The organism is Acutalibacter intestini, from assembly GCF_034334985.1.
Taxonomy (GTDB): domain Bacteria; phylum Bacillota; class Clostridia; order Oscillospirales; family Acutalibacteraceae; genus Acutalibacter; species Acutalibacter intestini.
In genome coordinates, this window is record NZ_JAWXXL010000006.1 from 121,511 (window position 1) to 147,561 (window position 26,051).

Here is a 26,051-nt window from a genome sequence, read left to right on the forward strand (position 1 = left end):
CCTAGGTAGCGATGAAAACCTTCCCTTCCTCCACGGTCAGCCGCCCCTGGCAGAACAGGGCCACGGCTTCTGGTAGCAGCTGCCATTCGGCCTCTTCCATCACCCGCTTTTGCAGGGTCTCGGGGGTATCGTCCTCCTGGACCGCTACGGCCTTTTGCAGGATGATAGGCCCGCCGTCGCAGACCTCGTTGGCAAAGTGCACAGTGGCTCCCGTCACCTTACAGCCCCGGGCCAGTACCGCCTCGTGCACGTGTAGGCCATAGTAGCCCTTGCCGCCAAAGGCGGGCAGCAGGGCCGGGTGCACGTTCATAATACGGTTGGGGAAAGCCTGTACAAAGCTGTCGCTGGTAATGGTGAGAAACCCCGAAAGCACCACCAGATCCACCCCCCGCTCTTGTAGGGCGGCAATAAGAGTTTGGCTGTAGGCCTCCACATCCAGATAGTCTTTCCGGGACAGGGTGACGGCCTCAATGCCCGCCCGCTGAGCCCGCTCCAGAGCAAACACCCCCGGTTTGCTGGAGATCACCACGCGGATCTGTCCCCCGCACAGCTTTCCCGCTGCCTGGGCGTCGATAAGCTGCTGTAAATTGGTGCCGCCACCAGAGACCAGTACGCCGATGCTCAGCATAAGAGCACCCCCTGGCCGCCCTCGGCCACTTCGCCCATGACAAAGGCTTCCTCACCTGCCCCGTTCAGGGCGTCCAAAGCGGCTTGGGCGGTGTCTTTTGAAACGGCTATGCACAGGCCCACCCCCATGTTAAAGGTGTTGTACATATCCCGCTCCGGGATGCCCCCAGTGCTCTGGATCAGGTCAAAGATGGGCAGCTGGGGCAGAGCGTTTTTGTCGATCTTGGCAGTAAGGCCGGGCTTTAGCATCCGGGGAATGTTCTCGTAGAATCCACCGCCCGTGATGTGGGAAATGGCTTTTACCTCCGCTGCCTGAACGGCTGCCAGCACGGGTTTTACATAAATGCGGGTGGGGGCCAGCAGGGCCTCGCCCAGGGTGCAGCCTAGCTCATCATAGTAGCGGTTAATGATTTCTTGATCGCTGCTGATCATCTTTGCCACAGACACCGCCAGGCCCATAGCCGCCCCTACCAAAGAGGTGTCTGCATCGCCCTCCATCCGGCCAATGCCGAAAACCTTGCGCACCAAAGAGAAGCCGTTGGAGTGTACGCCAGAGGACTTAACCCCAATCAGCAGATCTCCAGCCCGCAGCTTACTGCCGTCAATGACCTTAGCCTTATCCACCACACCCACCGTGAACCCGGCCAGGTCATAGTCGTCGGCAGGCATCATGCCCGGGTGCTCGGCGGTCTCGCCGCCGATAAGGGCGCAGCCCGCCTGCACACAGCCTTCGGCCACACCGGCCACAATCTGGGCGATTTTTTCCGGGTAGTTTTTGCCGCAGGCAATGTAGTCCAGGAAGAAAAGGGGCCGGGCTCCGCAGCATACCACGTCGTTGACGCACATGGCCACTGCATCGATGCCAATGGTGTCGTGCTTGTCCATCAGCATGGCGATTTTCAGCTTGGTGCCCACGCCATCTGTGCCAGAGACCAGCACAGGCTCTTTCATACCGGAGAGGTCCGGCGCGAACAGCCCGCCAAAACCGCCGATGCCGGAGACCACCCCGGGGATTACGGTGCGGGCCACGTGTTTTTTCATTAGCTCGACAGACTCATAGCCTGCCGTCACGTCCACTCCGGCGGCTTTGTAGCTGTCGCTATAGCTTTTCAGGGCGGGCTCCTGCTGTGGAGCCAGGCCCTGGTTTTCGCTGTTGTTCATCATGGGGAATGTCCTTTCTAAAGGGAATAATCAATAAGTAGGTGTGGTGAAGTTATAAAAAGATAGAAGTTCAGAAGTAGGGGCGCCGGGCTATCCGTCCCAGTTCTTAAATAGCCCAGTTTCCTCCCAGGAAAATAGCCACGTCTCTTCCGTCCCGGGTGTGGCCGGTGATGTTTAGCTCCTTACTGCCAATCATAAAATCGGTATGGATAATGGAGTCGTTAATACCGGCCTCCTTCAGCTCTTCGTCGCTCATGTTTTCAAATCCCGGCAAGGTTTCGTTGAAGCCCGCGCCCACCGCCACATGACAGGCCGCGTTTTCATCAAACAGCGTGTTGTAGAACAGCACCCCAGAGTTTGAAATGGGGGAGTCGTCCGGCACCAGGGCCAGTTCGCCCAGCATACAGGCGCCCTCGTCCACAGTGATCATCTTTTCCAGTAGCTCCTGGTGCTCCTGGGCATGCACGGCCACCGCTTTTCCATCCTGAAAATCCATCGAGAACTGCGGAATGACCGTGCCCTGATAAGAGAGGGGCAGGGTAGAAACCAGCCTGCCCTGGCATTTGCCCCGCATGGGAGAGATAAAGACCTCCTCGCTGGGCATGTTGGGGTTAAAGGTGACCCCGTTTAGCAGTTTGTCACTGCCTCCATGCCAACGGCTGCCGGGAATAAGCCAGCAAGTGAAGTCCGTGCCGTTGGGGCTCTCATAGTGCAGATACTCCAGGTCTAGGGCATTTAGGGCTTCACATTTTTCATGAAGGGTTTGGTTGTGCTGTTCCCACTGGGCCACTGGGTCGTTGTCCTCGGTTACCCGCACGGCCCGCAGAATCTCGTTCCACAGCAATTCCACGGCGGCGCCGGTACGCTCCCCTGGAAACACCTTTTTAGCCCATTTTTTAGAGGGCACGGCTACAATAGTCCACTGGCGTTTATTATCCATTTGGTCGCTGTAGGGCTTTAAAATCTTGCCCCTTGCGGCCATGCTCTTTTGCAGCTTGGTCACGTTTACGCCCTTCATGCCGTCTGGGTCGTTAGAAGCAATGGCAATTAGCGCGGGCAGCTGGTCTACATAGAACTGCTGCCGGGCCTTTTCCCATTCCCACACGGTGGAAAGCTGGGTTACAGACTCGTGGCGGTAGGCCAGCTTGGTAAGGGCCTGGTCCCCCCAGGCCATATAGACCCACTTGGCTCCTGCCCGGTAGGCCTCCTCGGCCACCATTTCCGCAAACTCATGCTCGCTTACGCTGGCATTAATCACCACGCCCTGGCCCTTTTGCAGATTTGCGCCTGTACAAACAGCCAGCTTGGCATATTTTCTCATAAGACTTTTTTTCATGGCAACAAGATTCCTTTCTGGAAAAACTGTAAGATAAAATCTCTTTGGTAAAGGGATTTGCGCGGGCGTCTTTTACCACTTCCGGTTTTGCAAAGCCTGGTCCTTTTCTTGGGCGGCCAGGCGCAGGTCCTCCTTCAGCTGAAGAAGCCGGGCGGCCAGGCTCTCGTCTCCCAGGGCCAAAATCTGGGCGGCCAGCAGGGCCGCATTGTCCGCGCCGTCAATGGCCACTGTGGCCACAGGAATGCCCGAGGGCATCTGCACAGTAGAGAGCAGGGCGTCCAGGCCGTCCAGAGTAGAGGACTTCACCGGAATGCCAATCACGGGCAGGGTGCTGTTGGCTGCCAGGGCTCCAGCCAGGTGGGCGGCCTTGCCCGCCGCGGCAATAAGAACCCCAAAACCCTCTTCAGCCGCAGCTTTGGCAAAGGCAGCGGCGGCTTCTGGGGTACGGTGGGCGGAAATGATATGGGCCTCCACCGGAATGCCTAGGGCGTCCAGACGCTTTTTGGCAGGGGCCACCACATTTATATCACTGTCGCTGCCCATAATAATGGCTACTTTTTTCATGATGCAAAATCTCCTTTTTCCTTTTTATTAAAATGACCAATCTGTGGACTGGCGCAGGTTTAGGTATACATGGGCCGCGCCCAGTTCTTTTTTAATCAAGGCCACCGCCTCTCGGCCAAAGTCCGAGACAGCCTGGGCGCTGGCACTGCCATAGATGGCCACCTCCACCATAACAATGGGCCCCTCTTGTTCCCCGGCAAACCACATGCGGCAGTTGTCCTCTACCCGAAGCATCAGGTGGCTTTCCGTTTTGCCGGGAATAAGGGCAATGGCCCGGCCCAGGGCGCTTTTTAACTGAACCTCTTGCTGGGAGTTGACCGGGCAGCTGGCTTTGATGTCCATAAATGGCATGATTTATCATCCTTTCGCGTTTCAGCATGGTAATTCTAATCACTGCCAGTATACCCCATAATGGTGGAAATAGCAAGCGCTTCCTTAGCTTTCCTCCAAAGAACGGGAGAGAAACCTCTACAATATTTCCGGTAGATTTCGCCTTTTTTCTTCACTTTTTTACTTAAATGCCAAAAAGGGCTTGCACAACCCCCCGAAGCAATAGTATAATATGCAACTATGAGCATAGGGTTTAGGAAAGTATTTTTTGAAAGAGGCGTATGATTTAACATGAGATTTAAGCTAAGGCCGCGAATGCGGCGCAATTCCTTTGAGATCAATATGACAGAGGGGCCCTTATTGGGTAAGCTGGTGCGTTTTTCGGTGCCGCTGGCCCTTTCGGGCATTTTGCAGCTGCTGTTTAATGCGGCGGATATTGTAGTAGTAGGCCGCTTTGCGGGGAACCAGTCTTTGGCCGCGGTGGGGTCTACCTCGGCGCTGAATAACTTAATCGTCAACCTGTTCATTGGCCTGTCCATTGGGGTCAATGTGTTGGTGGCCAGGTACTACGGGGCGGGCCAGGGCAAGGACCTTTCCGAGACCGTGCACACAGCCATTCTTACGGCAGGGGGCTGTGGCATAGCGCTGATCTTTATTGGCATCAGTCTTTCCCGGCCGCTGCTGCAAATGATGGATACCCCGGAGGATGTTATTGACCAGTCGGTGCTATACATGCGCATTATTTTCGCGGGCATGCCTGCCAGCATGCTGTACAACTTTGGCGCGGCGGTGCTGCGGGCAGTGGGGGACACCCAGCGCCCCCTGTATTTCCTTTTAACGGCTGGAGTAGTAAATGTCATCCTAAACCTGTTTTTTGTCATTGCCCTGCACATGGGAGTGGCGGGGGTAGCCCTGGCCACGGTGATTTCCCAGTGCATCTCGGCGGGGCTGGTGCTCCTTTGTTTGGTGCGCAGCGAGAGTGTGTATCGGCTGGACCTGCGGCATCTGCGCATTTATAAACGCAAACTACTGGAAATGACTCGTATCGGCATTCCGGCGGGGATTCAAGGGGCTATGTTCTCCATTTCCAATGTGCTCATCCAGTCCACAGTAAACTCCTTTGGCTCGGTGGCTATGGCGGGCAGTACTGCGGGGGCCAATATTGAGGGCTTTGTGTGGACCGCTATGGACGCTTTTAACCAGGCGGTGCAAAGTTTTGTGGGTCAGAACTTTGGGGCCAAAAAGCTGGACCGGGTAAAACGAGTGATGTGGATTTGCATGGGCCTGGTTACTGGGGTGGGCCTGGTGCTGGGGGTGGGGGCGTATCTGGCCGCCAACCCCCTGCTGGGCATCTACTCCTCGGACCCAGCGGTAATCGCCTATGGCCGTCAGCGGCTGCTGGTAATTTGCTGTACGTATTTTACATGCGGGGCTATGGGCATCTTTGTGGGCGGCATGCGGGGTCTGGGCTCTTCCCTAACCCCAATGGTCATTACCATTTTTGGCGTGTGCGCTCTGCGGGTAGTATGGGTATATACTGTGTTTGCCGTTTGGCCCCTGTGGGAGGTGCTGTTCCTCTCTTACCCGGTGACCTGGGTGATTACGGCACTTATTGGCTGGCCTTGCTACATGATCATTAAGAAAAACGCCATGAAGCGGCTGGAGTTGACAAAGGAAGGGCAGGGCGCATGAGAATTACGATTGTGCACGGGCAGAACCACCGGGGCTCTACATACCATGTGGCTTGGATGCTGGCGGAAAAACTGGGAGGCGAGATAACGGAATTTTTCCTGCCCAGAGATTTCGGCAGCTTCTGCACAGGCTGCTGTACGTGTTTTACCCAGTCCGAGACCCAGTGTCCCCACTACCAGAAGCTTTTGCCCATTACCCGGGCCCTGGATGGCGCGGATATAATCATTCTGGCAAGTCCCGTGTATGTGTACCATGTCACCGGGGCCATGAAGGCCCTGCTGGACCACTACGGCTACCGCTGGATGGTGCACCGCCCCCAGGAGAGTATGTTTGTCAAGCAGGCCGTGGCGGTTTCCACTGCGGCAGGGGCGGGGATGAGCTCCGCCAATCAAGATATGGCTCATAGCCTCTTTTACTGGGGCGTGGGCCGGATAGAGCGTTTGGGGCTGGCCGTGGCCGAGACTGCCTGGGAACGGGTGAGCCCCAAAAAGAAGGACCAGGCCCGGCGGAAAACGGACCAATTGGCAAAAAAGCTCTTAATGAGGAACGGCCGGGTAAAGCCAGGACTGAAAACCAGACTGTACTTTTTGGTGCTGGGATGGATGCAGAAGAAAGCTGCCTGGAATCCCGCCGATGCGGCGTATTGGAAAGAGAAAGGCTGGACCAAGGGATGCCGCCCCTGGTAGCGACGGGGCTTTTGGGTTTTGTCTGCCGGCCCGGCCGGCGCTGGACCGTTTCCCAAGGGGAACCAGCACCCCCGGTAATAGATCCCTTTCTTTAAAAACCCCCTGAAATCAATTAAAACCGAGCAAAGCCGTCCTGGCTCCGCTCGGTTTTTCTCTTTTAGAACATTTTCTTTAGGTTGAGCTGCATCTTTGTGCCTGTGTACCCCAGGGCCCGGTAAAAGGCATGGGCGTCCGCCCGGCTTTCGCCCGAGACCAGCCGCACCCCGGCCGCGCCGGTTTCTTTGGCCCAGGCCTCGCCAGCTTTTAGCAGCGCCCTGCCAATGCCTTGGCGGCGGCAGGCCGGGTCCACGGCAATGCCCATGACGTTCTTCATGGGGTCCGCGTAGAGCAGGTTGTAGTCCACCAGATGGACGTAGCCCATCACCCGGCCCTCCCGTTCTGCCACCAGGATTTTATCCCGGCCGCTGTTCAGCAGCGTTTCCAGCTGGGCGGCGGCTTTTTCTGCGGGATAGTCATAGCCCATGCAGATACGGTTGAGCTGGACCAGGGTCCCGGCGTCGGCAAAAGCGGCCTCCCGGACAGTTACAGATGTCACTTGCCCAACACCTTTTTGACGGTGGCTTCGATGCCCTGGGCGCACAGGCCGAACTCTTTCAGCAGGTCTACCGCGGGGCCCGAGTGGCCGAACACATCCTGCACACCCATTCGGGTTAAGGGAACCGGGCACTCCTCGCCTAAGCAGGCGGCTACAGCCTCGCCCAAACCACCGATGACGTTGTGCTCCTCCACGGTGACGATGCGGCCGGTCTCCTTGGCTGCCTTTACCACCAGGTCCTTGTCCAGGGGCTTGATGGTGTGCATGTCGATCAGCCGGGCGTGAACGCCCTGGTCCTTTAGGGCGTCCACGGCCTTGATGGCTTCGCCTACCATCAGGCCGGTGGCAATAACGGTAAGATCTGCGCCCTCTCGCAGAGTAATGCCCTTGCCAATTTCAAAGTGATAGTCCCCGTTGTTGTTACAGCTTTCCACCGCCAGGCGGCCCAGGCGAATGTATACCGGGCCCTGGTGCTCTACAGCGGCCTTTACGGCGGCAAACATTTCATAGTGGTCGGCAGGATTCAGCACTACCATGCCGGGGATGGAGCGCATAAGGGCGATGTCCTCGCAGCACTGGTGGGTGGCGCCGTCCTCGCCCACAGAAATACCCGCGTGGGAGCCCACGATCTTTACATTCAGGTGGGGATAGCCCACAGAGTTGCGCACCTGCTCAAAGGCCCGGCCTGCCGAGAACATGGCAAAACTGGTGGCAAAGGGAATCTTGCCGCAGCTGGCCAGGCCCGCGGCCACGCCCACCATGTTGCTCTCCGCAATGCCGCACTCGATGAAGCGGTCCGGGTAAGCCTTGCCAAAGTTTTCAACCTTTGTGGCGTCGGCCAGGTCGGCCACCAGCACCACAATGTCCGGGTTGGTCCGGCCCAGCTCTACCAGGGCCTCGCCAAAGCTCTCTCTTGTCGCTTTTTTAACTATATCAGCCATTCACACAGCCTTCCTTTCTATTCTTGCCCTACATATTGTACCAAGTCCAGGTGGTCCCCTTCCAGGTCCATTATTCCAAAGGCCCGCCAGCCCCAGGGATGGGCGGCAGGCGGAGCGCTGGGCCGCGGTCCGGCGGTGGTAAGCCGGCTGTACTGGGCGTCCACGGCCTCCACCTCAAACTCCAGCCCGAAGCTGCCGGCAGGCACGTCGCCTTTTTGCTGGTGTGGGTGAAAACGAAAGTTACGCCCCAGCAGGCGGGAACCAGCTGGTTGGCGGTTGTCTCAAACACTGTTTCATAAAATTTTGCCAGCTCTTCCGGAGCCGGAGAGAGACTGGTGATACAGCGTAGCTGAAACATTTTTGTACGGCTTTTGCTAATTTAAAGCTTCCAGCGCCTGGTTTAGCTCCTGTATGGCGGTCTCGTACTGTTCCTGGTTGGGGGCTTTGCCGTGCCAGCCCGCTTGGTTTTCCATAAAGCTAACGCCCTTACCCTTGGTAGTCTTGGCGATAATGGCAAAGGGCTTGCCCTGGCAGGCCCGGGCAGCGGCAAAAGCTTTTTCTAAGCTCTCAAAATCGTGGCCGTCAGCCAGAACTACCTCGAAGCCAAAGGAACGGAACTTTTGGTCCAGTGGCTCAATCCCCGCCACTTTGTTTACGTCGCCGTCTATCTGTAGGCCGTTGGAATCCACTACCACGCACAGGTTGTCCAGCCCGTGGTGGGCGGCAAACATAGCGGCCTCCCACACTTGCCCTTCTTGAATTTCTCCGTCTCCCAAGAGGGCGTACACCCGGTAGCCCTTATGGTCCATCTTGGCAGCTAGGGCCATGCCTGCGGCGGCGGAAATTCCCTGGCCCAAAGAGCCGGTGCTCATGTCCACGCCGGGAGTGCCTTTCATATCCGGATGGCCCTGGAGCATGGCGCCAATATGCCGCAACTTTTTCAGCTCCTCAGGGGAGAAATACCCCCGCTGGGCCAGGGTAGAATACAGCCCTGGGGCGCAGTGGCCTTTAGAGAGGACAAAGCGGTCCCGGTCGGGAGCTTTGGGATTCTGTGGGTCGATGTTCAGCTCTTGAAAATACAGGTAGGTGAAAATGTCGGCGGCGGACAGCGAACCGCCCGGGTGGCCGGACTTCGCGTTGTACACGCCCTCCACAACACCCATGCGGACCTTTGCCGCGGTGCGCCGTAGGCTTTTGATTTTTTCTGCGTCCATATGCTCAATCCTTTCCGTTGTAGATGGATCCATAGAGTAGTCTGTCTTTTTTTAAAAGACATTTCTGCTCGAAAAATATTATACAATGTTTTCCAAGAAAAAGCAATTGGGAGTTGGACCGGTGAATATATATTGTTAAGCCAAGCCTTTTTCAGGGATTTGGGGGTTCCGCCAGCCTGCCGGTGGGTTCGCGGCTTTGGATGGGCGCTTACCCCGCCCTTTTTTCCAAAGCCTTGGATGTGCTGGAACAGGTAAATTCTCCCCCTATTTTACCTCTTGAAAAAAAGCCCACGCCCTTACTTAGACGTCTGGAGATGATGCTTTGAAGCAGAAAAAACAGAGCTTTTTATATGGCGCGGTGATTTTGACCGCAGGCATGGCTGTGGTCAAGGTCATTGGAGCGCTGTTCAAAATCCCTTTACAGCATGTGATCGGTGAGTACGGTATGGGTCTATTCAATGCGGCTTATAATTTTTATGGCCCCATTTTTAGCCTGGCTACTGCGGGTTTTCCAGTGGCAGTATCCCGGCTGGTCAGCGAAAACGCCTCTCTGGGCCGCTGGAACGACGTGCGGGCCGTGAAATCTACCGCTGGGCCCATTTTCCTTCTGTTCGGATTTGGGGGCGCGGCGCTGGTGACCCTGCTGGCTCCCCTGTATTGCCGTCTGGTCACCGGAAACCAGTACGCCCTGCCCCCCATGCTGGCCTTGACCCCGGCCATCCTCTTTGCCTGTGCCGGGGCCGTGTACAGAGGATACTATGAAGGTCTGCGGGATATGACGCCCACAGCGGTATCTGAGATCATTGAGGCAGCGGTGAAGCTGGTACTGGGGCTGGGGGCGGCTTACCTGGTGGTGGCATGGGGCGGCAAAGAGTTTGCCCAAAAGGGTACCGTACTGGGAATAAAGGCGGCGGGGGCGGACCAGGCCCAGTTTCTTATTCTGTCCTTTGCCGCCGCTGGGGCTGTGCTGGGGGTAACGGCGGGGTCTCTGGGGGCCCTGCTGTATATGAGTCTGCGCTGGAAGCTGAAAGGCGACGGTATCGCCATGAGCGGGCTGCGGCAGTCGCCCCCGGCCAAAAGCTGGGGCCAAACAGCCAAGGCCCTGCTGCGTATTACCGGACCGGTGGCGGCTGGGTCCATTACCATGAACGCGGCTGGGCTAATAGATGCCACTTTTCTCCAAAGCCGCCTGGCCGGGCTGATGGAAGGGGCGCCAGAGGCGCTGCTGGGGGCTTACCAGGGGATGATCCCCCAGGTATACCTGGATCACCCCCAGTCGGTACCCACCTTCCTCTATGGTTGTTATACCCTGGCCATGACCCTGTACTTGCTGGTGCCCGCCCTGACCCAGGCCATTGGCATGAGTGCCCTGCCTGCTGTAACCGAGGCCTGGGCCCGGCAAGACCGTCCCCAGCTGAAGGAGCGCATGGAGTCTGTGCTGGGCATCACAGCCTTGGTGTGTTTTCCGGCGGGGCTGGGACTTACGGCCCTGGCAGGGCCCATATCGGAATTGCTGTATGGACAGGGCGGAGCCACCCCCATTGTGGCCGGGGTTTTGCTGACCCTGGGGCCTGCGTCCCTGTTCGCCGCCCTAAGCACACCAGTGTCCAGTATGCTGCAAGCTGCTGGCCGGGCGGACCTGCCGGTAAAGCTGCTGGCCGGGGCCATGGCCATTAAGGTGGGGGTGAACTGGCTGCTGTGTGGTGTGCCCCAGGTAAATATTCAAGGGGCCGGGGCAGGCACACTTTTGTGTTATTTGTTTTTGGTAACCTCCCAGCTGTGGTGCCTGGGGCGGGTCACGGGGGTACGGTTTTCAGTGGGGCGGCTGTTTTTAAAGCCCCTGGGCTGCGCGGTTTTATGCGGGTTGGCAGCCTGGGGGGCGCATCTGGGCCTGGAAAAGTTGGCCCTGGGTCGGGCGGTTTCTACAGGGGCCGCGATCTTTTGTGGGGCGGCAGTATATGTTTGGGGGCTGTTGGCCACCCGGTCTCTGGCGAAAAAGGATCTGATCATGCTGCCCAAGGGACAAAAAATTGCAAAAATGCTTGAAAAACAGGGATGGATGTGATATGATTGCAAATGTTATTTGACAGAATAGAAAAAAGCCGTGGGCCTAGTTGTGGGCGCACGGACTAATTTTGGGAGGTAGCCAGACTATGAACAAATCCGAGCTGATCGCAGATGTGGCCGAGAGATCCGGCCTGACTAAAAAAGATGCCGACGCCGCGGTGAAGGCCGTAGTAGACAGCATTACCGAAGCCTTGGTAAAAGGGGATAAGGTGCAGCTGGTAGGGTTCGGCACCTTTGAGGTGCGCGAGCGCGCCGCCCGTTTTGGCCGCGACCCCCGTACCGGCGAGAGCATGGAGATTGCCGCCTCGAAAGCTCCTGCTTTTAAGGTGGGCCAGGGTCTGAAGGACGCGGTGAACGGTAAAAAGTAAGAAATGGCACAAGGGCGGGCCGCAAAGGTGGCTGGCCCTTTTTTGCTGGGGAAAAGATACTGTGCAACAAGATAAAAAATTTAAAAAGGTGATACTTTATGAGACTGGATAAATATCTAAAGATCTCCCGCTTGATTAAGCGCCGCACGGTGGCCAACGAGGCCTGCGACGCGGGCCGGGTGCTGGTGAATGGAAATATTGCCCGTGCCTCTTATAATGTAAAAGAGGGCGACGTGCTGGAGCTGCACCTGGGGGAGCGGGTGCTAAAGGCCCAGGTACTCTCGGTGGCGGAGGTAGTGCGCAAAGAAGCTGCGGCGGACCTCTATAAGATCATCGAGGAGTAAACCCGTCATATCGGCCCTGGCCTTAGCATATACATTCCCAATGGAAGGGGATGGAGCATATGGCGGAGCAGCCGGTAAAAAAGCACAGTCTGACAGTAGAGGGCCGGGAGCGCCTGTCGGCCACAGGTATTAAACGGGTGGATTTTTTCAGTGACGAGCTGATCACCGCCCAGACCGACCTGGGCCAGCTGAACATTAAGGGCGAGGCCCTGCATATTGACAGCCTAAACTCGGACACAGGCGACATGCTGGTAAAGGGGAGGGTGGGCGCGGTTTCTTATACAGAGAGCGGCCCGGCCCTGTCCTTTTTCGGCAGGCTGTTTAAATGACCGCCGTTACCTGGCCCGCCTGGGGCCTGTGTATGGGAACCGGCGCTTTGCTGGGGCTGTTTTTTCTGCTGCTTCAGCTTATCCGGCTGTTGCTGCGGGGCGGCAGGTTTTGCCAGGCGATAATGGATGTGCTTTTCTGTGTGGTGTGCGCCGCGGCGGCCTTTCTGTGCGCTCTGGCTTTGGATAAAGGCCGGCTACGCTTCTTTCAGGTGTCTTTGCAGCTTTTGGGCGGCTGGGGGATGGTGGCCGCCCTGGCCCCGCTGCTGGGCAGGCTGGCCCGGGGCCTAAAATGGTTAAGGGCAAAGCTGGGGGCCTTGTTTGGGCGGCTGGTGGGCAGGCCGCTGCTAAGGGCTTTTGTTTTTCTGAAAAATAAGCTGCCTAGGCCCCCAAAAGCCGGTAAAAAGAGAAAAAAATTCGGGCCGAGGAAGAAAAATCGCAAAAAGCACTTGAAAAACTTATGAAAACTAGTATATAATGGAATGGAGATAACCCAGCGTATTGGCAAGAGGGAGGCAGCGCTTTTGAGCAGAGGAAAACACAGCAATAAATATAAGGGTGGCTTTCTCCTAAAGCTGGCCGTGTTCTGTTTGGCGGGGGTGGTGCTTCTGTCTCTGGTAGAGCGGCAGATCCAGATTGTCGAAAAGCGAGAGCAGCTGCAAGAGCTGCAAGAGCTGCTGGATACCCAAAATCAGAAGAATAAAGAGCTGAAAGACACCCTGGATAACGAAGAAGGGGCCCTACAGGACTATGCCGAACGGCGGGCCCGCAGGGACCTGGGCTATGCCAGACCTGACGAGCGGGTGTTTGTGGACGTAGGCGGCGACTAAGGTTCTTTGCTGGGCGACAGAACAGAAAAGAGTCAAAATCTTTGAGGAGGATAGCGCTTTATCATGCGGCTTGAGGTTGGAGAAATTTATGAGGGTAAAGTGACCGGCATTACAAAGTTTGGAGCCTTTGTGGGCTTTGAGGGCGGACAGACCGGAATGGTGCATATCTCGGAAATTGCGCCTACCTTTGTGAACGAGATTCGGGACTTCGTTACCGAGGGACAGGTGGTAAAGGTGAAGGTGCTGGCTATTAACGAAGACGGCAAGATCAGCCTTTCTATTAAAAAGGCCCTTCCGCCGGAAGAGCAGCAGCGTTCTCGCCGACCGGGGCCAAAAGGAGATAGAAAGCCGGGGCCTAGGCCCCCCAGACAGCCCCGCCCAGAGCCGCAGCCAGGACCCGGCCGTCCAGGCGACTTTGAGTGGCAGGGCCGCCGCAACGACAGCGGAAGCTTTGAGGACATGATGTCCCGTTTTAAGCAGACCAGTGACGAAAAGATGTCTGACCTGAAGCGTGGCAACGAGAGCCGCCGGGGTTATTCCCGCAGAGGGCAGAAGCAATAAAGAGGGCCTATTGGCCGCAGGCCGCAGAAAGAAAGCATGAACGATACAAAACACATACCGGCGGGGGTAGCTCTGCCGGTTTTTGTTTTAAGGATGGTTGTAATTTGCAAAGTAAGGAAAATGGGCCGGCAGATTCTGGCGCTATAAGATGAAGAGGGCAAGTGGGGGATGCTAGCACCCCCTTTCTGCACTTTTACGGCGACTCCATGTCCACTGTGCAGGCTCTGCGCCGCCTGGAACGCCTGGGTTTTGTGCGTTCAACGGGCTATGGTCCACTACGTACTGGACAAGCAGGAGAAAAAATATATATTATATTTATAATAGTAGACTGACTCGTCTGCCTAAAACCTTTTCCAGCAGACAGGCCAGCCGCTATTTGGCAGGGGTGGAGCTACTGGCCGGGTATACCTTTAGCAAAGGAACAGCTGGCGGAGCTTTCATACACGCCGGGCTGGCGCACGGAACGCTTGACAGAACTGCTAAAAATATAAGGGAATAGAGGTAGGCAAAAATGCGAGAGATCGATGCCAAAGAGATCACAAAAGCGGTGGAGCATCTTTGTGTTGAGGCAAATCGAGAGTTGCCCCCTAGCCTGGAGGCTCTGGTACGAGGCGCGGCCACCCAAGAGACCAGCCCCATTTCCAAGCCGGTGATGGAGGATCTGGCCCAAAATTTGGATGCGGCCCGAGAGATGCAGGTCCCTATCTGCCAAGACACCGGTATGGCCGTGGTGTTTGCCCAGGTGGGTCAGGAGGTACATATTAACGGAAGCTTTGAGGATGCGGTGAACCAGGGAGTCCGGGCGGGTTATCTTAAAGGGCTGCTAAGGTGCTCGGTGGTGGGGGACCCTCTGCGCAGGGAAAATACCGGAGACAACACCCCAGCTGTGCTGCACGTGCGGCTGGTGCCCGGGGACCAGCTGAAGCTGACCGTGGCCCCCAAGGGCTTTGGCAGCGAGAACATGAGCCGCCTAAAAATGTTTACTCCGGCGGCAGGAGAGGAGGACATCCTCCGCTTTGTGGCAGAAACCGTAAAAGAGGCGGGAGGCAACCCCTGTCCCCCAGTGGTGCTGGGGGTGGGCATTGGCGGCGACTTTGAGCTATGTGCCCAGCTGGCCAAGCAGGCTCTTTGCCGGGATGTGGACCAGCGGAACCCAGACCCCTATTACGCCGGGCTGGAGGCCAAGATGCTGGAGGCAGTGAATGCCACCGGGGTGGGTCCCCAAGGCTTTGGAGGCAGGGTAACGGCCTTGTGCGTAAATATTGAGACGTACCCCACTCACATTGCGGGGTTACCTGTGGCAGTGAATGTGGGCTGCCACGTGACTAGACATAAGACCGTTACGCTGTAAGAGAGGGCATTGTGTGCCGAAAGCCTGGAGTTTGAAACCTCTATAATTAAAAGCAATAGTTTTCTCTCTGGGCCTTGCAATCTTTTGTAAATTGTGCTAAAATATGGATACATAGAAAGTGGGTCCGCGGGAGCGGACATAGAAGGAGGAAAGAAACATGAAAATTACCATTATTGGCAGAAAAGTGAATCTCCGCAACAATTTTAAAGAGCTGGCCGAGAAGAAATTGGCCAAATTCGACCGTATCTTCGACGAGGACGCCGAGGCTGTGGTCACTGTAACTGTGGAGCGCAACCGCCAGACTGTTGAGATAACCATTCGCCAGAGGGGCATTATCTGTCGGGCAGAAGAGACCTCTCAAGACATGAACGAGGCCCTGGATCATGTAGTGGCCGCCCTGGGACGGCAGATGCGCCGGAACAAGACCCGCCTGGAAAAAGCAAAGAAGGTAAACCCGGGCATGGAATTTGCGGATGCCTACTACGACGAGCCAGAAGAAGAGCTGGCGGTTTCCCGCACCAAACGCTTTGTGGTGAAGGTGATGACCGCTGAAGAGGCTATTATGCAGATGAACATGCTGAACCACGAGTTCTTTATGTTCCGGGATGACCAGACAGGAGAAATCAATGTGGTCTACCACCGGAAGAACGGGGAATACGGCCTGCTGGTGCCGGAAGAGAAATGAACTATTGCGCTCCCTGTCTGCTGGGCGTAGAAGGCCTGGTGGCAGAAGAACTAAGAGAGATGGGCTGTGAAGAGGTGCGGGCGGAGAACGGCCGGGTGCTGTTTTCCGGGGGGCCGGAGTTGCTGGCCCGGGCCAATATCAACAGCCGTTACGCGGAACGGATAGGCCTGCTTTTGGGTGAGTTCCGGGCGGCAAGTTTTGAGGAACTCTTCCAGGGGGTAAAAGCCCTGCACTGGGAGGAGTTCCTGGGAAAAGAGGACGCTTTTCCTGTAACGGGCAGCAGCCTAAACAGCCGGCTGCACAGTGTGCCAGACTGCCAGGCCGTTATCAAAAAAGCCATTGTAGAACGTCTGAAAACCCGGTACCGGCTGGGATGGTTTTCAGAGGAGGGGCCCCAGCACCGGGTGAGGTTCCGTATCATGAAGGATCAGGTGAGTATCACCATAGACGCCAGCGGGGCGGGTCTGCACAAAAGAGGCTACCGCCCCGCCTCTTCTGCTGCCCCCATTAAAGAGACCCTGGCGGCGGCTTTGGTCAAGCTAATGCGGGTGCGGCCGGACGGAAGTTTCTTTGACCCTTTCTGCGGCTCGGGGACTCTGCTTATTGAAGCGGCCCTGCTGGCAAAAAATAAGGCTCCGGGGGTAAACCGGCCCTTTGCGGCAGAGGCCTGGCGGGAAACTTCCCAGACTCTTTGGCAGAGGGAAAGGGACCGGGCCCGAGATTTGGAAGGGCAGGACGTGGGTTTTCACGCCACGGGATATGATATTGATCCCGCCGCAGTGGCGCTAAGCCTGGAAAATGTCCGGCGTGCCGGGGTGGCGGGGGCCGTGGCTGTGAAAGAGAGGGCAATTCTGGATTTTTATGAAGAGGGCCCCTTTGGCTGCGTGGTGTGCAACCCGCCCTATGGTCAGCGCCTGCTAGACCAGAAAGCCGCGGCAAAGATCTATCGGGACATGGGCCGGGTGTTTCAGCGCCGGCAAGGGTGGAGCTACGGGGTGATCACCCCAGATGAGACCTTTGAGACGCTGTTCGGCCGGCCGGCGGACAAGCGCCGGAAGCTGTATAATGGGATGATACGCTGTCAGTTTTACCAGTACTTCAAGTGGAAATAATCAGGCGTTTTGCCGCACCGGTGGCAGAGGGGAGAGGAGACCGGTGAAATTCTTTCAAAGGTTTAGGGACCAGATGGAGACCAGGCGGCTGGTTTTACGGCGGTGGAAGCACAGAGATCTGGCGGATTATGTCAGAATCGTTTCAGACCTGGAGGTAATGGCGCCCGCCGGGTGCCGGCCAGTCCAAAATTTGGAAGAGGCGGCCTCTATGCTGGCCCGGGATGTCCGCAATGAGATGTGCTATGCCATTACGCTAAAGGATACTGGCGAGGTGGTGGGACGCATCAAGTTTCAAACGGATCTGCGCCGTTTTCATGTGAATAGCCTCTCCGTAGGCTATGAGCTGCGCCGGGACCAGTGGGGCCAGGGCTATATGACCGAGGCCCTGGGGGCTATGGTGCACTATGCCTTTGAGAAGCGAAAGGTAGATGTAATGGGCATTAGCCACTATGCGGATAACTTGCGGTCAAAGAGGGTCATTGAAAAGTGCGGCTTCCGCCGGGAGGGGGTCGTCCCCTGGGCTAGTAAGCGCTTTGATGGAAAGATTTGTGATGACGTGTGCTACTCCCTGCTGCGAGAGGACTATTTTAAAGCCGTGTCGCAGAATTCACAGCCAGAGCCTTGAGGATTATCTTGTTTGGTTATAGTACACAAAATTTGCTTGCTGATTGCGGGAATGACTGTGCGCGGCCTGTGTCCGCTAATGGAAAATCTGACTGTGTAATACGAAGCTAAGGGCCTTTAAGACGATAAAGTGGAATGGCTTCTACATGGTATTGTGTGCAGTCCTTGGTATTAACGAATGATATAGAAAAAAGTGAGCTCCTGGTACCGCAGGGGCTTCCTTTTTTCAAGAAAAGACAAATTGTGCAAAATAGCATCTTGCCAGCCAAAGGAGAAGTTGATATAATATTTTATTACAGAGATTGTCAAATTTGGCGATTATTTGGTTGAACTCCTTGCTGCGATGTATTCTATCGCCAACTTACTGTAGAAAGGAAGATGAACATGAAACTACGCACCAGGCTTTTGTCCGCGTTTATGGCGGCTGCGCTGCTGTTTTCCGGAATACCGGTCCAGGCGGCGGCTACCCCTCAGGCGGATTTGGTTACCGGGCAGCTTCAGGCCACGTTACGTCTGGACTACGCCCAATCCCTGGATGCTCTGCAAAACCACGATGTAAGGGTTACCCTGCGACGTGGGGAGGAAGAGCTGGGACAGATTGAACTGTGGGATACAGAGGCTACAGTCTTGGGGCAATATCAGGCCGCGCTGGAGGCCCGGAACGCTGATGGCGGCCAGGACGCCACCGGCTGGCCCAAGTATATTGCTTTTACCATATTTGATCTGCCCAGAGATACCTACACCCTCACTTTTACAGGACAGGGATATAAAACCTACACCCAAGAGGTGGTTTTGGGGGAGTACTCCCGCCACCTAAACTTGGGCACCGGAGACGCCACCTTTACCCTTGGAGATGTGAACGGAGATGGCGTGGTAGACGCGGCGGACCGGGAACAGCTTTCCCAACATCTGGCCTCTGGAGACAGAGCCAGCTATGCTACGTATGATTTTAATGGCGACGAGAAGATTGACGTGGTAGACCTGGCATATCTAAACTGCAATATTGGGGCCCAGGGAGATGCGGAACTGCTGGATGGCGCCCTGCTGGCGCCTCCTGTGGACCTGGACGCCTTGTCGGCGGTGCAGCTGGTTTCGGGCAGCTGGGATGGTCTGTTTAGCGCCGGGAGCTCGGACTCTGGGGTGTCTATTGCCGCTGCCGGGGGATCGGTGGAGCTCCCCATTGGCTTTACCACGCCGGTGGAAATGGAGCAGGTGACCATTGTGACCCCCAGGGTGGGGGGCATTCAGTCCGGAACCGTGGCAGTGGAGTATACCACTGGAGAGACGGAGAATATTCCCATGGATACCGCCCTGCCTGCCGGCGTAAGGGCCATTGACCCCAGGGAGGGCAGCGCCACCATTACCATTGTTCTAGGCAAACGAGTGCCCGTGAAGAAAATCACCATTACGGTGACAGCTACAGAGACGGGCACGGTCTCTGTAGAGTCCATCCAGTTTTTGAAGGATATTGTGCCCGAAAACCCTGTGGCCCCCAACCGGGTGGTCTCTGGCCTAACGGCTACAGCGGGCAGTGAGCTGGTAAATCTCAAGTGGCGGGGCCTGCCCAACGTCACCGGCTATCAGGTGGCTTATTGGCCCGACGGCAGCGCGGGAAGTGTAAAGACGCTGGATGTTACTACGCCCTATGCCCAGATTAGTGGGCTGGACAACCTAAAGACATATTGGTTCCAGGTAACGCCCACTGCCGAGGGCTGGTCCGGCGAGGCCTGCCCGGCGGTTTCAGCCACGCCGCAGCCAGCCAAAAAGCCCAATGCCCCGGATATGGTGTCTATCACCGAGCTGGACAGCGCTTTGGCGGTTTCTTGGAAAGCGGCGGAGTCTGCCACTTTTTATGAGGTATATTATAAGGAAAAGGATTCTCAGCAGGCATACCGGCAGGCAGGCGGCCAGCTGGTATCCACCAATGTAAATATTCCCTCCCTAAAAAATGGCGTTACCTATTCGGTGTATGTAGTGGCTGGCAACGAGATTGGCAAAAGCGGCCAGTCCCGAATTTCCGAGGGGACCCCCCGGGCAGTGGACTACTCTCCCCCGGCAGACCTGCCTAAGTCCGGCCTGCTGGACCGCTCCAAGATCGAGAGCATCCGTCTGGCGGACCCCAATAACTATGCGCCCGGCGAGTACACCCAGGCCGCGCCTTTTTCCCCCAACAATCTCATTGACGGAGACTACCGTACCCACTGGACTGCTCGGAACTGGTATGGTAACGAACACGTAATCGTTACCTTCAAGGAGCCGGTGGATCTTCAGGCTGTGCTGTGGGCGCCTCGGCTGGATGGCAATTATCCCCGTTACCTGCGGGCGTATAGCATTCAAGTTTGGTACGAGGGAGAGGACCTTTCTCAGAAGGGCCATTTGCTGGTGCCCGACCCCCAGCGAGGCGGCCAGGACAACAACGGCGGTACCGGCGGCGGGGACGTGCTCACTTGGCCCAATATTCCCAACCAGAGCAGTATTCCCAGTAAACGCTTTGGGGTGTTGCCTTTTGGACCAGAGAAACAGGTAAAGCAGATCAGTGTGGCCGTAGAGCAGGCAGCCTATAACCTGGTGAACTGCTCGGAGCTGATGTTTATGGAGTACGACCCGGCCCACTGCCTGCCCGAGGAGATCGCAGGCCTGTTTACCAGTGAGCTGCGTACCCAGTTAAAACCTGGGGTAGATAAGGCGAAGATCGACAGCTTGCTGGCTCGGCTCAATAGTGATGAAAAATATTATTATCTGCATATTCAGGCTCTGCGAGACGAGCTGGCCCTGGCCCAGGAGCTTTTGAACGGCAGTTCCAGCAGCGGGGCTATGCTAAATGGAGTTCAATCCCGAAGCAGCGGGGCGGACAGCGCCAAATACAGCCAGGGTGGCAGCGAGCTACAGCCCCTGGGCGTGGCGGCCAAAGCCAACCAGGAGATTACTGTGTATGCCCAGGGCATTCCCCAGGGGGGCAAGCTGACGGTGTATGCCTCGCAGTTTAACGCCGAGGCCTCCCAGTGGCTCAGCTCCATGGGAGAGGTGCAAAATGGCCGGAACATTCTGCTAACGCCTAAGATTGGCAGCCAGAATACCGAGCGGGGCGGCAGCCTGTACTTTACCTATACAGGACCGGACCCCCAGAACGTTCAGCTGCACGTGCGTCGGGCAACGGACGTCCCTGTGTTGGAGCTTTCCAACTGGTATGCCATGACCGAGGCAGCCAAGCGGAACGCTATTACCAGCTACCTGGAAGAGCTGGAAAATTATGTGGCAAAAAATAATTTTAACAATACTAATAAAACCACCAGCTGCCTGAATGTCACGGAAATTTCTACACCCACTATGCTGCTTTCCCTGCCGGCGCTGGCGGTGCAGAATAGTGCGCCCACCCTGGGCGCCAAAAGCGAGAGCTTATTTAACGCGGTGCTGGCCTGGGAGGATCTAATGCATATCTGCAAGACGACCCAAGGCATTGACAACACCTATTCCAAGAACGACATGCAGTCCCGGCAGAATGTACGGTGTATGCAAATGTTCTCCGGCGCGTTTATGTACGCGGCGGGAAACCACATTGGTATTGGATACAATTCCTGCGCGGGCATGGTAGGCGGTAGGCCTATCAGCCAGCTTGGCTCAGGCGCTACGTCCAACGGTCTGTTCGGCTGGGGCATCGCCCATGAGATCGGCCATAACATGGATAAGCTGGGCCGGGCGGAGATTACCAATAACCTGTACTCTCTGATGGTTCAGACCTATGATGGCGGGGCCAATATCCTCCCGTCCCGGCTGGAGAACAGTGGAAAGTATGCCGCAGTGTTTAACAAAACCGCTCAAGGCCAGCTTGGGGCCTCCAACGATGTGTTCGTACAGCTGGCTATGTACTGGCAGCTGCATCTGGCCTATGACGGCAAGGACCAGCCCATGGACTTCTACAACCGTTTCTTTAAAGCCTGGAAGTCTGGGGAATATCTAAAAGACCTGGCTGGCCTGAATCTGAGTTATGACGAAAAGGTGGCGCTTACCGCCAGCGGCGTGGCGGGTCGGAATCTGACGGACTTTTTCACCCACTGGGGCATGAAACTGAGCGACAACGTACTCGCTCGCCTGTCCACCTATAGTAAGGAGACCCGGGCCATCTGGTACTTAAACGACCAGAGCCGCAGGAACCGGCTGAACAATACGTCTCAAGGTTATGCGGAACTCATGGTTACAGCGGAGAAGAAGGGCGACACCCAGGTGGAGCTAAAACTCTCCGGCAGCGGGACCAACGTGCAGGGATATGAGATCCTTCGTAATAATAAGGCCATTGCCTTTGTGCCGGAAAACAGCTTCAGCGGCGGTTTGCTGTATACCGACGAGATCAGCGCGGGCAACCATCTGACCTACAGCTATACGGTGAAAACCTATGATACCCTGGGCAATCTGGTCCATACGGCCAGCACCAACCAGATCCGCATTGCCTATGACAAAACGGTACCCACCAGCAGCTACAGGGTGGCCAATACCGGCGGCTCTCTGGTGTTTGAGCTGGAAGAGGAAACCGCTGTTTCCGGCCTAAAGATCATGGGCGTACCGACATCTGGAGCGTATACGGTGGAGATTACCGACAAGGATGGCAAGGTCTTTACCTTCCAGAAAGATTTTGGTCAGGGGGTGGCCTCTGTTGACGAGAAGGACGCTGTGCTGCACTACTTCACTAAGCCCGGCGCGGCTGCCGGGGATGCCCGTATCTGGACCTACGATGTGAAGAAGATTGTGGTCACAGATCCCAGCGGCATCCTTACAACCTCTAATGTAAGGCTGTTAAGCTATGTGGGCGATGACGTAGCCTTTTTAACTGACGCCTCTGGTTTTGTAGGGCGGCTTTCAGAGGATTATACTTATGGAGAGGGCGGCAGCCAGCAGGTGGTGAAAAAGGGTACTCTGGTTATAGCCGGAACTTACCGGGGCAATCCCATCTATAATTCTATCCGAGTTCGGGGCAAATTTACCACTACCAAAACAGTGGTAAACGAAGATGGCACAGAAGAGGTGAAGGTGGAAGAGTCTCAGCGGGATATAGATGGCGAGACCCTAATGTTTGCCGAGGTGCCAGCCGACGGAGAGGTTAGCGAGATTAGCAATGGGCTGTTCCTGTTCATTCCCAATGTACAAAAAGAGGCCGAGCTGCAAGGAGCCACCCACTGCGACGGGGTAAACCTGCTGCCCAGCCAGATCATGGTACAAATGGACTGCCTGGACGACCCCAACAACCCCGCAGGCCCCAGGCGCACCACGGCACAGACCCTGTGGACCAACAGTCCCGGGGGCACAGATTTGCCGGAAATTCGTTTGGAGGAGGGAAACTAAACTATGAGAAAGATTGTTAGTTTGCTACTTTCCGTTACCTTGGCGGCGGCTGTGGCTTTGGGGCTGCCGGCGCGGTCTCTGGCTGCGGAAGCTTCCAAGACCCAACTATCCTACTGCCAAACGGAGCAGGGAAATGTTGTCCTGGCGGTGACAGGCATTGCTCCAGAAAAAGTGATTCATGGCGTGCAGATGGAAATTACGCTAAACGGGACCTACCAGCCCAGCGAGGTAGCCCTGAAGCCTGAAAACGGCTTTAGTCCGAACTTTTCCACCCTGGTGAGCCAGAGCAGTGGCAAAACAACAGTGACCTTGTACCTGGTTTCTGCGTACGCTCTGAACCACCAGAGTACGCTGGCTTTGGGTGAACTGACTGCTAACGGCCAGGGGGTGGTTCCGGAAAAAGCCCTGCTGGCCCTGCTGGACTATGATATGATTCAAAATGGTCCGGGCGCTGGCAACTCCTTCTATATGGAGGAGGTGGAGGTAACGCGGGACCCCAATAGCGTGGAGCTGGGAGAATTCTACAGCATCTCTGGGTCCGGGGCCCTTCACGGCACGGTTACAGCGCCATCCACCGCCCGGGAAAACCAACGAGTGGAGGTACAGACAACCCCAGACCAAGGGTACCGGCTGGAGTCTTTCAAGGTTTCTAAAACAGACGGTACAGCGCTGCCCTTGGAGGACTTGGGGGAAGGGCGGTACGCCTTTACCATGCCGGCCGCGCCAGTGACCTTGCAAGGGGTATTCGTGCCCTTGCAGTCTCCAAAGATGCCCTTTACCGATGTGGAGGAGGGCAAGTGGTATTACGAGTATATTCAGTATGTGTATGACCGGGGCATGATGAAGGGCAGTACCGATACCCTTTTTGAGCCTGCGGGACACACCAGCCGGGGAATGCTGGTGGCCATCCTCCATCGACTGGAGGGTTCTCCCAAACAGGGGAGCAACCAGTTTACCGATGTGGCCCCTGGCCGCTGGTACACAGAGCCCATCGCCTGGGCCACTGCCAATGACATTGTGGATGGTTATGGGAACGGACGCTTTGGGCCCAACGACAAAATTACTCGGGAGCAGATGGCTACCATCCTGTACCGTTATGCCAAGTATAAGGGTTACGATCTGTCCGCCCAAGGGAATATGGAGCAGTTTGTTGATAGAGATCAGGTCTCGAAGTTTGCCAAAGAGGCGATTCCCTGGGCTGTAGGGACCGGACTTATTAATGGAAAGGGCGGAGGCAAGCTAGAGCCCAAGGGCTTTGCCACTCGCGCCGAGGCGGCGGCCATTGTCACCCGTTTTTGTCAGAAGATCGCATGACCAATTAGCCCAATATCAATAGAAAAAGACCAGCTGAGTCAATCAGCTGGTCTTTTCTTAATTTTACTGCTGTAAAGCCTAGAGTCGCCGCCGGATGGTTAAGGCAGTGATGGACTGTCTGGCTCCCGCACGCTAGCCGTGTACAGCTGAGCAAAATAGGGGCTGTGGGTCATTAACTGTTGATAGGAGCCCTGGGCCACGATTCTTCCCTGGCGGAAAACCACAATACGGTCAAAGCCAGCTATAGAGCTGAGCCGGTGGGCAACGGCAATCACGGTGCAGTTTTCTAGCAGAGAGATCAGCTGGTTCATGACAAATTCTTCAGTCAGGTTGTCCATAGCCGAGGTGCCCTCGTCCAAGAGAACCAGTTGGGGATTTTGCAGAAGCAGCCGGGCCAGGGCCAGCCGCTGTTTTTCTCCGCCGGAGAGGCTGGTTCCCCGTTCCCCAATGGGGAGGGCTAGTCCCTGGGGGCCCTGGGCCAGGTGGGAAAGCTGGACCCGTCTCAAGGCCTCCAGCAGAGGGGCATCGGCAATATTCTGGTCGAACACCAGGTTTTCTCGTAATGTACCGTCAAACACTGGCGGGTCCTGAGAAAAATAGCAGATGTGCTGGTAAAGGCTGTTTAAGTTCAGCAGGGAAAGCTCGTGACCATCCAGCCGGACGCTGCCGGACGGATACTTTAATAGCCCGGCCAAAAGCTTGACCAGGGTGGACTTACCCGAGCCGCTCTCGCCCACAAAGGCCACCTTTTCTTTGGGCCGGATGTGTAGATCCAAGTTCTGAAAAATGTCCCGGCCTTCATAGGCAAAGCTGAGTCCAGAAATTTCCACGTCTCCATCCAGCGCTTCCAGTTTCAGCCCTTGTTCCAACCGGGGGTCGTCCTCCTGTTCCAAAAAGTTCTGGAGCCGAGAAAAAGCGGCCCGGTTCAGCTTGTACTGGACAAAGAGCACGTTAAAGATGGCAATAGGCATGTAGGCGCTTTCAATAAGGGAGATTAGGGCCACCACAGTGCCCACACTGAGACTGTGGGTGTGCCAGGCGAACCATAGAATGCCCACATCCAGCAGGGCTACCAGCAAAACAAAAATGGTAAAGAAAGCCTCGTGAATGAGAGTCATCTTTACCTTAGAGTCCACAATGTCCCCTTTGGCCCGGCGGGCTTTCTGTAACTCGGTGGGGAACTGCCGCTCCAGGCGAAAGACCACCATTTCCATTAAGCCCCGCACCAGGAAGTGGTTTAACAGCTCCTCGTTGTTGAGAATTCGTTCTTTTAGCTGGTAGAGGGAACGCAGCAGAAGGTTTGTCACAAGGAATATGACCGCATACCCGGACAGCAGCACACAGGTAATCAAAGGGCTGGCCTGCCAGATAAAATAGACGCTAAAAACCACAGTAGGCGCCAGCTCCCGAAAGAGCTGAAGCCAAAAACCAGCCAGCATGTCCCGGCCAGCCTGGGCGCCATTTTCGATGACCTGCACCAGCCGGCCCGTACCAATTTTTTGGTAGCCAGCGTAGAGGATGGAGCCGGATTTCTCTAAGGCCAGCAGCTTGAAGTCTAGAAACAGGCTGTGGCTCAGTTTTTCGCTGGGATAATTATCTATATAGTTCATCAGGTAAAGAACCGCCATAATTAATCCGTAGGTGAGAATGGACCCCAGCGGAAGGTTCCCACCTGCTAGACCATCCACCAATTTTTGAAAATAGCTTACTTTGTAAATTGCCATAAAGGAATTAAAAATTCCTAAGCCAAGGCAGACGGCCAGGGTGCAGCGGTTTTTTTGCAGAACAGTTTTTAGGTAACGCATTACTGTACTCCTTTACAATATGATAGTATCGGGAACAGTACAGCTGCGGCTGTCAGCGGTGGAAAAAATTTGATTTACCCCGATACGGCCGGCTGGCAGCGCTGTTCAGCTGTACCGGGGAGATAATTCGTTTTATCGCCAAAAGGCTTTCCCTCTTTCTGTAGAAACTGGTATTAGGATATCA

Annotated in this window: 25 protein-coding genes; 15 read left to right on the forward strand and 10 right to left on the reverse strand. The window is 55.9% G+C overall.

From position 1 onward, the window contains the following. Position 1: 1 nt before the first annotated feature. From purN to U8U68_RS07115, 5 genes are all read right to left on the reverse strand, one after another. Positions 2-628 carry a phosphoribosylglycinamide formyltransferase gene (gene purN / locus U8U68_RS07095; RefSeq protein ID WP_322200136.1) on the reverse strand — a complete coding sequence of 209 codons (627 nt, stop codon included), beginning with the start codon at positions 626-628 and terminating at the stop codon, positions 2-4. Then, complete coding sequence (gene purM, locus U8U68_RS07100; protein ID WP_322200137.1) at positions 622-1,791, reverse strand: phosphoribosylformylglycinamidine cyclo-ligase; 1,170 nt, start codon at positions 1,789-1,791, stop codon at positions 622-624. Before purM ends, purN begins: the two co-directional genes overlap by 7 nt. A gap of 103 nt (positions 1,792-1,894) precedes the next feature. Beyond that, positions 1,895-3,124, reverse strand: coding sequence for an aminopeptidase (locus U8U68_RS07105; protein WP_322200138.1), 1,230 nt, complete (start codon positions 3,122-3,124; stop codon positions 1,895-1,897). A gap of 72 nt (positions 3,125-3,196) precedes the next feature. Further along, positions 3,197-3,688, reverse strand: a complete 492-nt coding sequence (purE, locus tag U8U68_RS07110) for a 5-(carboxyamino)imidazole ribonucleotide mutase (RefSeq protein WP_322200139.1) — start codon at positions 3,686-3,688, stop codon at positions 3,197-3,199. A gap of 27 nt (positions 3,689-3,715) precedes the next feature. Then, positions 3,716-4,039 (reverse strand): phenylpyruvate tautomerase MIF-related protein, encoded by a 324-nt coding sequence (locus U8U68_RS07115; RefSeq protein ID WP_322200140.1) that lies wholly within the window; start codon positions 4,037-4,039, stop codon positions 3,716-3,718. Between the two features lie 270 nt (positions 4,040-4,309). On the opposite strand from U8U68_RS07115, the gene U8U68_RS07120 reads away from it, so the two are divergent. Both U8U68_RS07120 and U8U68_RS07125 read left to right on the forward strand, forming a co-directional pair. After that, positions 4,310-5,710 (forward strand): MATE family efflux transporter, encoded by a 1,401-nt coding sequence (locus U8U68_RS07120; protein ID WP_322200141.1) that lies wholly within the window; start codon positions 4,310-4,312, stop codon positions 5,708-5,710. Continuing rightward, positions 5,707-6,396, forward strand: coding sequence for a flavodoxin family protein (locus tag U8U68_RS07125; RefSeq protein ID WP_322200142.1), 690 nt, complete (start codon positions 5,707-5,709; stop codon positions 6,394-6,396). Before U8U68_RS07120 ends, U8U68_RS07125 begins: the two co-directional genes overlap by 4 nt. Positions 6,397-6,553: 157 nt before the next feature. Here U8U68_RS07125 and U8U68_RS07130 read toward each other — a convergent pair whose 3' ends face one another. The 4 genes from U8U68_RS07130 to U8U68_RS07145 form a co-directional block, all read right to left on the reverse strand. Then, the gene (locus U8U68_RS07130) at positions 6,554-6,991 is read right to left on the reverse strand and encodes a GNAT family N-acetyltransferase (protein ID WP_322200143.1); all 438 of its coding nucleotides are present in this window, start codon (positions 6,989-6,991) and stop codon (positions 6,554-6,556) included. Further along, positions 6,988-7,932, reverse strand: a complete 945-nt coding sequence (locus U8U68_RS07135) for a transketolase family protein (protein WP_322200144.1) — start codon at positions 7,930-7,932, stop codon at positions 6,988-6,990. The genes U8U68_RS07130 and U8U68_RS07135 overlap by 4 nt, the downstream gene beginning before the upstream one ends. 17 nt (positions 7,933-7,949) lie before the next feature. Then, complete coding sequence (locus U8U68_RS07140; protein ID WP_322200145.1) at positions 7,950-8,138, reverse strand: VOC family protein; 189 nt, start codon at positions 8,136-8,138, stop codon at positions 7,950-7,952. Between the two features lie 168 nt (positions 8,139-8,306). After that, the gene (locus U8U68_RS07145) at positions 8,307-9,146 is read right to left on the reverse strand and encodes a transketolase (RefSeq protein ID WP_322200146.1); all 840 of its coding nucleotides are present in this window, start codon (positions 9,144-9,146) and stop codon (positions 8,307-8,309) included. Between the two features lie 322 nt (positions 9,147-9,468). On the opposite strand from U8U68_RS07145, the gene U8U68_RS07150 reads away from it, so the two are divergent. From U8U68_RS07150 to U8U68_RS07210, 13 genes are all read left to right on the forward strand, one after another. Next, complete coding sequence (locus U8U68_RS07150) at positions 9,469-11,211, forward strand: putative polysaccharide biosynthesis protein (protein WP_322200147.1); 1,743 nt, start codon at positions 9,469-9,471, stop codon at positions 11,209-11,211. 88 nt (positions 11,212-11,299) lie between these two features. Further along, positions 11,300-11,581 carry an HU family DNA-binding protein gene (locus U8U68_RS07155; RefSeq protein ID WP_322200148.1) on the forward strand — a complete coding sequence of 94 codons (282 nt, stop codon included), beginning with the start codon at positions 11,300-11,302 and terminating at the stop codon, positions 11,579-11,581. A gap of 98 nt (positions 11,582-11,679) precedes the next feature. Then, a complete protein-coding gene (locus tag U8U68_RS07160; protein WP_322200149.1) occupies positions 11,680-11,925 on the forward strand; it encodes an RNA-binding S4 domain-containing protein in 246 nt (81 codons plus the stop codon). A 59-nt stretch (positions 11,926-11,984) separates the two neighbouring features. Further along, positions 11,985-12,254, forward strand: a complete 270-nt coding sequence (locus U8U68_RS07165; protein ID WP_322200150.1) for a YabP/YqfC family sporulation protein — start codon at positions 11,985-11,987, stop codon at positions 12,252-12,254. Continuing rightward, a complete protein-coding gene (yabQ, locus tag U8U68_RS07170) occupies positions 12,251-12,715 on the forward strand; it encodes a spore cortex biosynthesis protein YabQ (RefSeq protein WP_322200151.1) in 465 nt (154 codons plus the stop codon). Before U8U68_RS07165 ends, yabQ begins: the two co-directional genes overlap by 4 nt. Before the next feature lie 60 nt (positions 12,716-12,775). Beyond that, positions 12,776-13,081: an FtsB family cell division protein gene (locus U8U68_RS07175; RefSeq protein WP_322200152.1), complete on the forward strand. Its 306-nt coding sequence runs from the start codon at positions 12,776-12,778 to the stop codon at positions 13,079-13,081. 63 nt (positions 13,082-13,144) lie between these two features. After that, complete coding sequence (locus U8U68_RS07180) at positions 13,145-13,642, forward strand: S1 RNA-binding domain-containing protein (protein WP_322200153.1); 498 nt, start codon at positions 13,145-13,147, stop codon at positions 13,640-13,642. 511 nt (positions 13,643-14,153) lie between these two features. Continuing rightward, positions 14,154-14,993: a fumarate hydratase gene (locus tag U8U68_RS07185; protein ID WP_322200154.1), complete on the forward strand. Its 840-nt coding sequence runs from the start codon at positions 14,154-14,156 to the stop codon at positions 14,991-14,993. A 157-nt stretch (positions 14,994-15,150) separates the two neighbouring features. After that, positions 15,151-15,678 (forward strand): ribosome hibernation-promoting factor, HPF/YfiA family, encoded by a 528-nt coding sequence (gene hpf / locus U8U68_RS07190; RefSeq protein WP_322200155.1) that lies wholly within the window; start codon positions 15,151-15,153, stop codon positions 15,676-15,678. Further along, positions 15,675-16,790 (forward strand): THUMP domain-containing class I SAM-dependent RNA methyltransferase, encoded by a 1,116-nt coding sequence (locus tag U8U68_RS07195; protein ID WP_322200156.1) that lies wholly within the window; start codon positions 15,675-15,677, stop codon positions 16,788-16,790. The genes hpf and U8U68_RS07195 overlap by 4 nt, the downstream gene beginning before the upstream one ends. 43 nt (positions 16,791-16,833) lie before the next feature. Continuing rightward, entirely contained in the window at positions 16,834-17,415 is a 582-nt protein-coding gene (locus U8U68_RS07200) for a GNAT family N-acetyltransferase (protein WP_322200157.1), read from the forward strand. 383 nt (positions 17,416-17,798) lie between these two features. After that, positions 17,799-22,748: a M60 family metallopeptidase gene (locus tag U8U68_RS07205; protein WP_322200158.1), complete on the forward strand. Its 4,950-nt coding sequence runs from the start codon at positions 17,799-17,801 to the stop codon at positions 22,746-22,748. A gap of 3 nt (positions 22,749-22,751) precedes the next feature. Continuing rightward, positions 22,752-24,062, forward strand: a complete 1,311-nt coding sequence (locus U8U68_RS07210; protein ID WP_322200159.1) for an S-layer homology domain-containing protein — start codon at positions 22,752-22,754, stop codon at positions 24,060-24,062. A gap of 98 nt (positions 24,063-24,160) precedes the next feature. Here U8U68_RS07210 and U8U68_RS07215 read toward each other — a convergent pair whose 3' ends face one another. Beyond that, entirely contained in the window at positions 24,161-25,867 is a 1,707-nt protein-coding gene (locus U8U68_RS07215; protein WP_322200160.1) for an ABC transporter ATP-binding protein, read from the reverse strand. Positions 25,868-26,051: the final 184 nt, after the last annotated feature.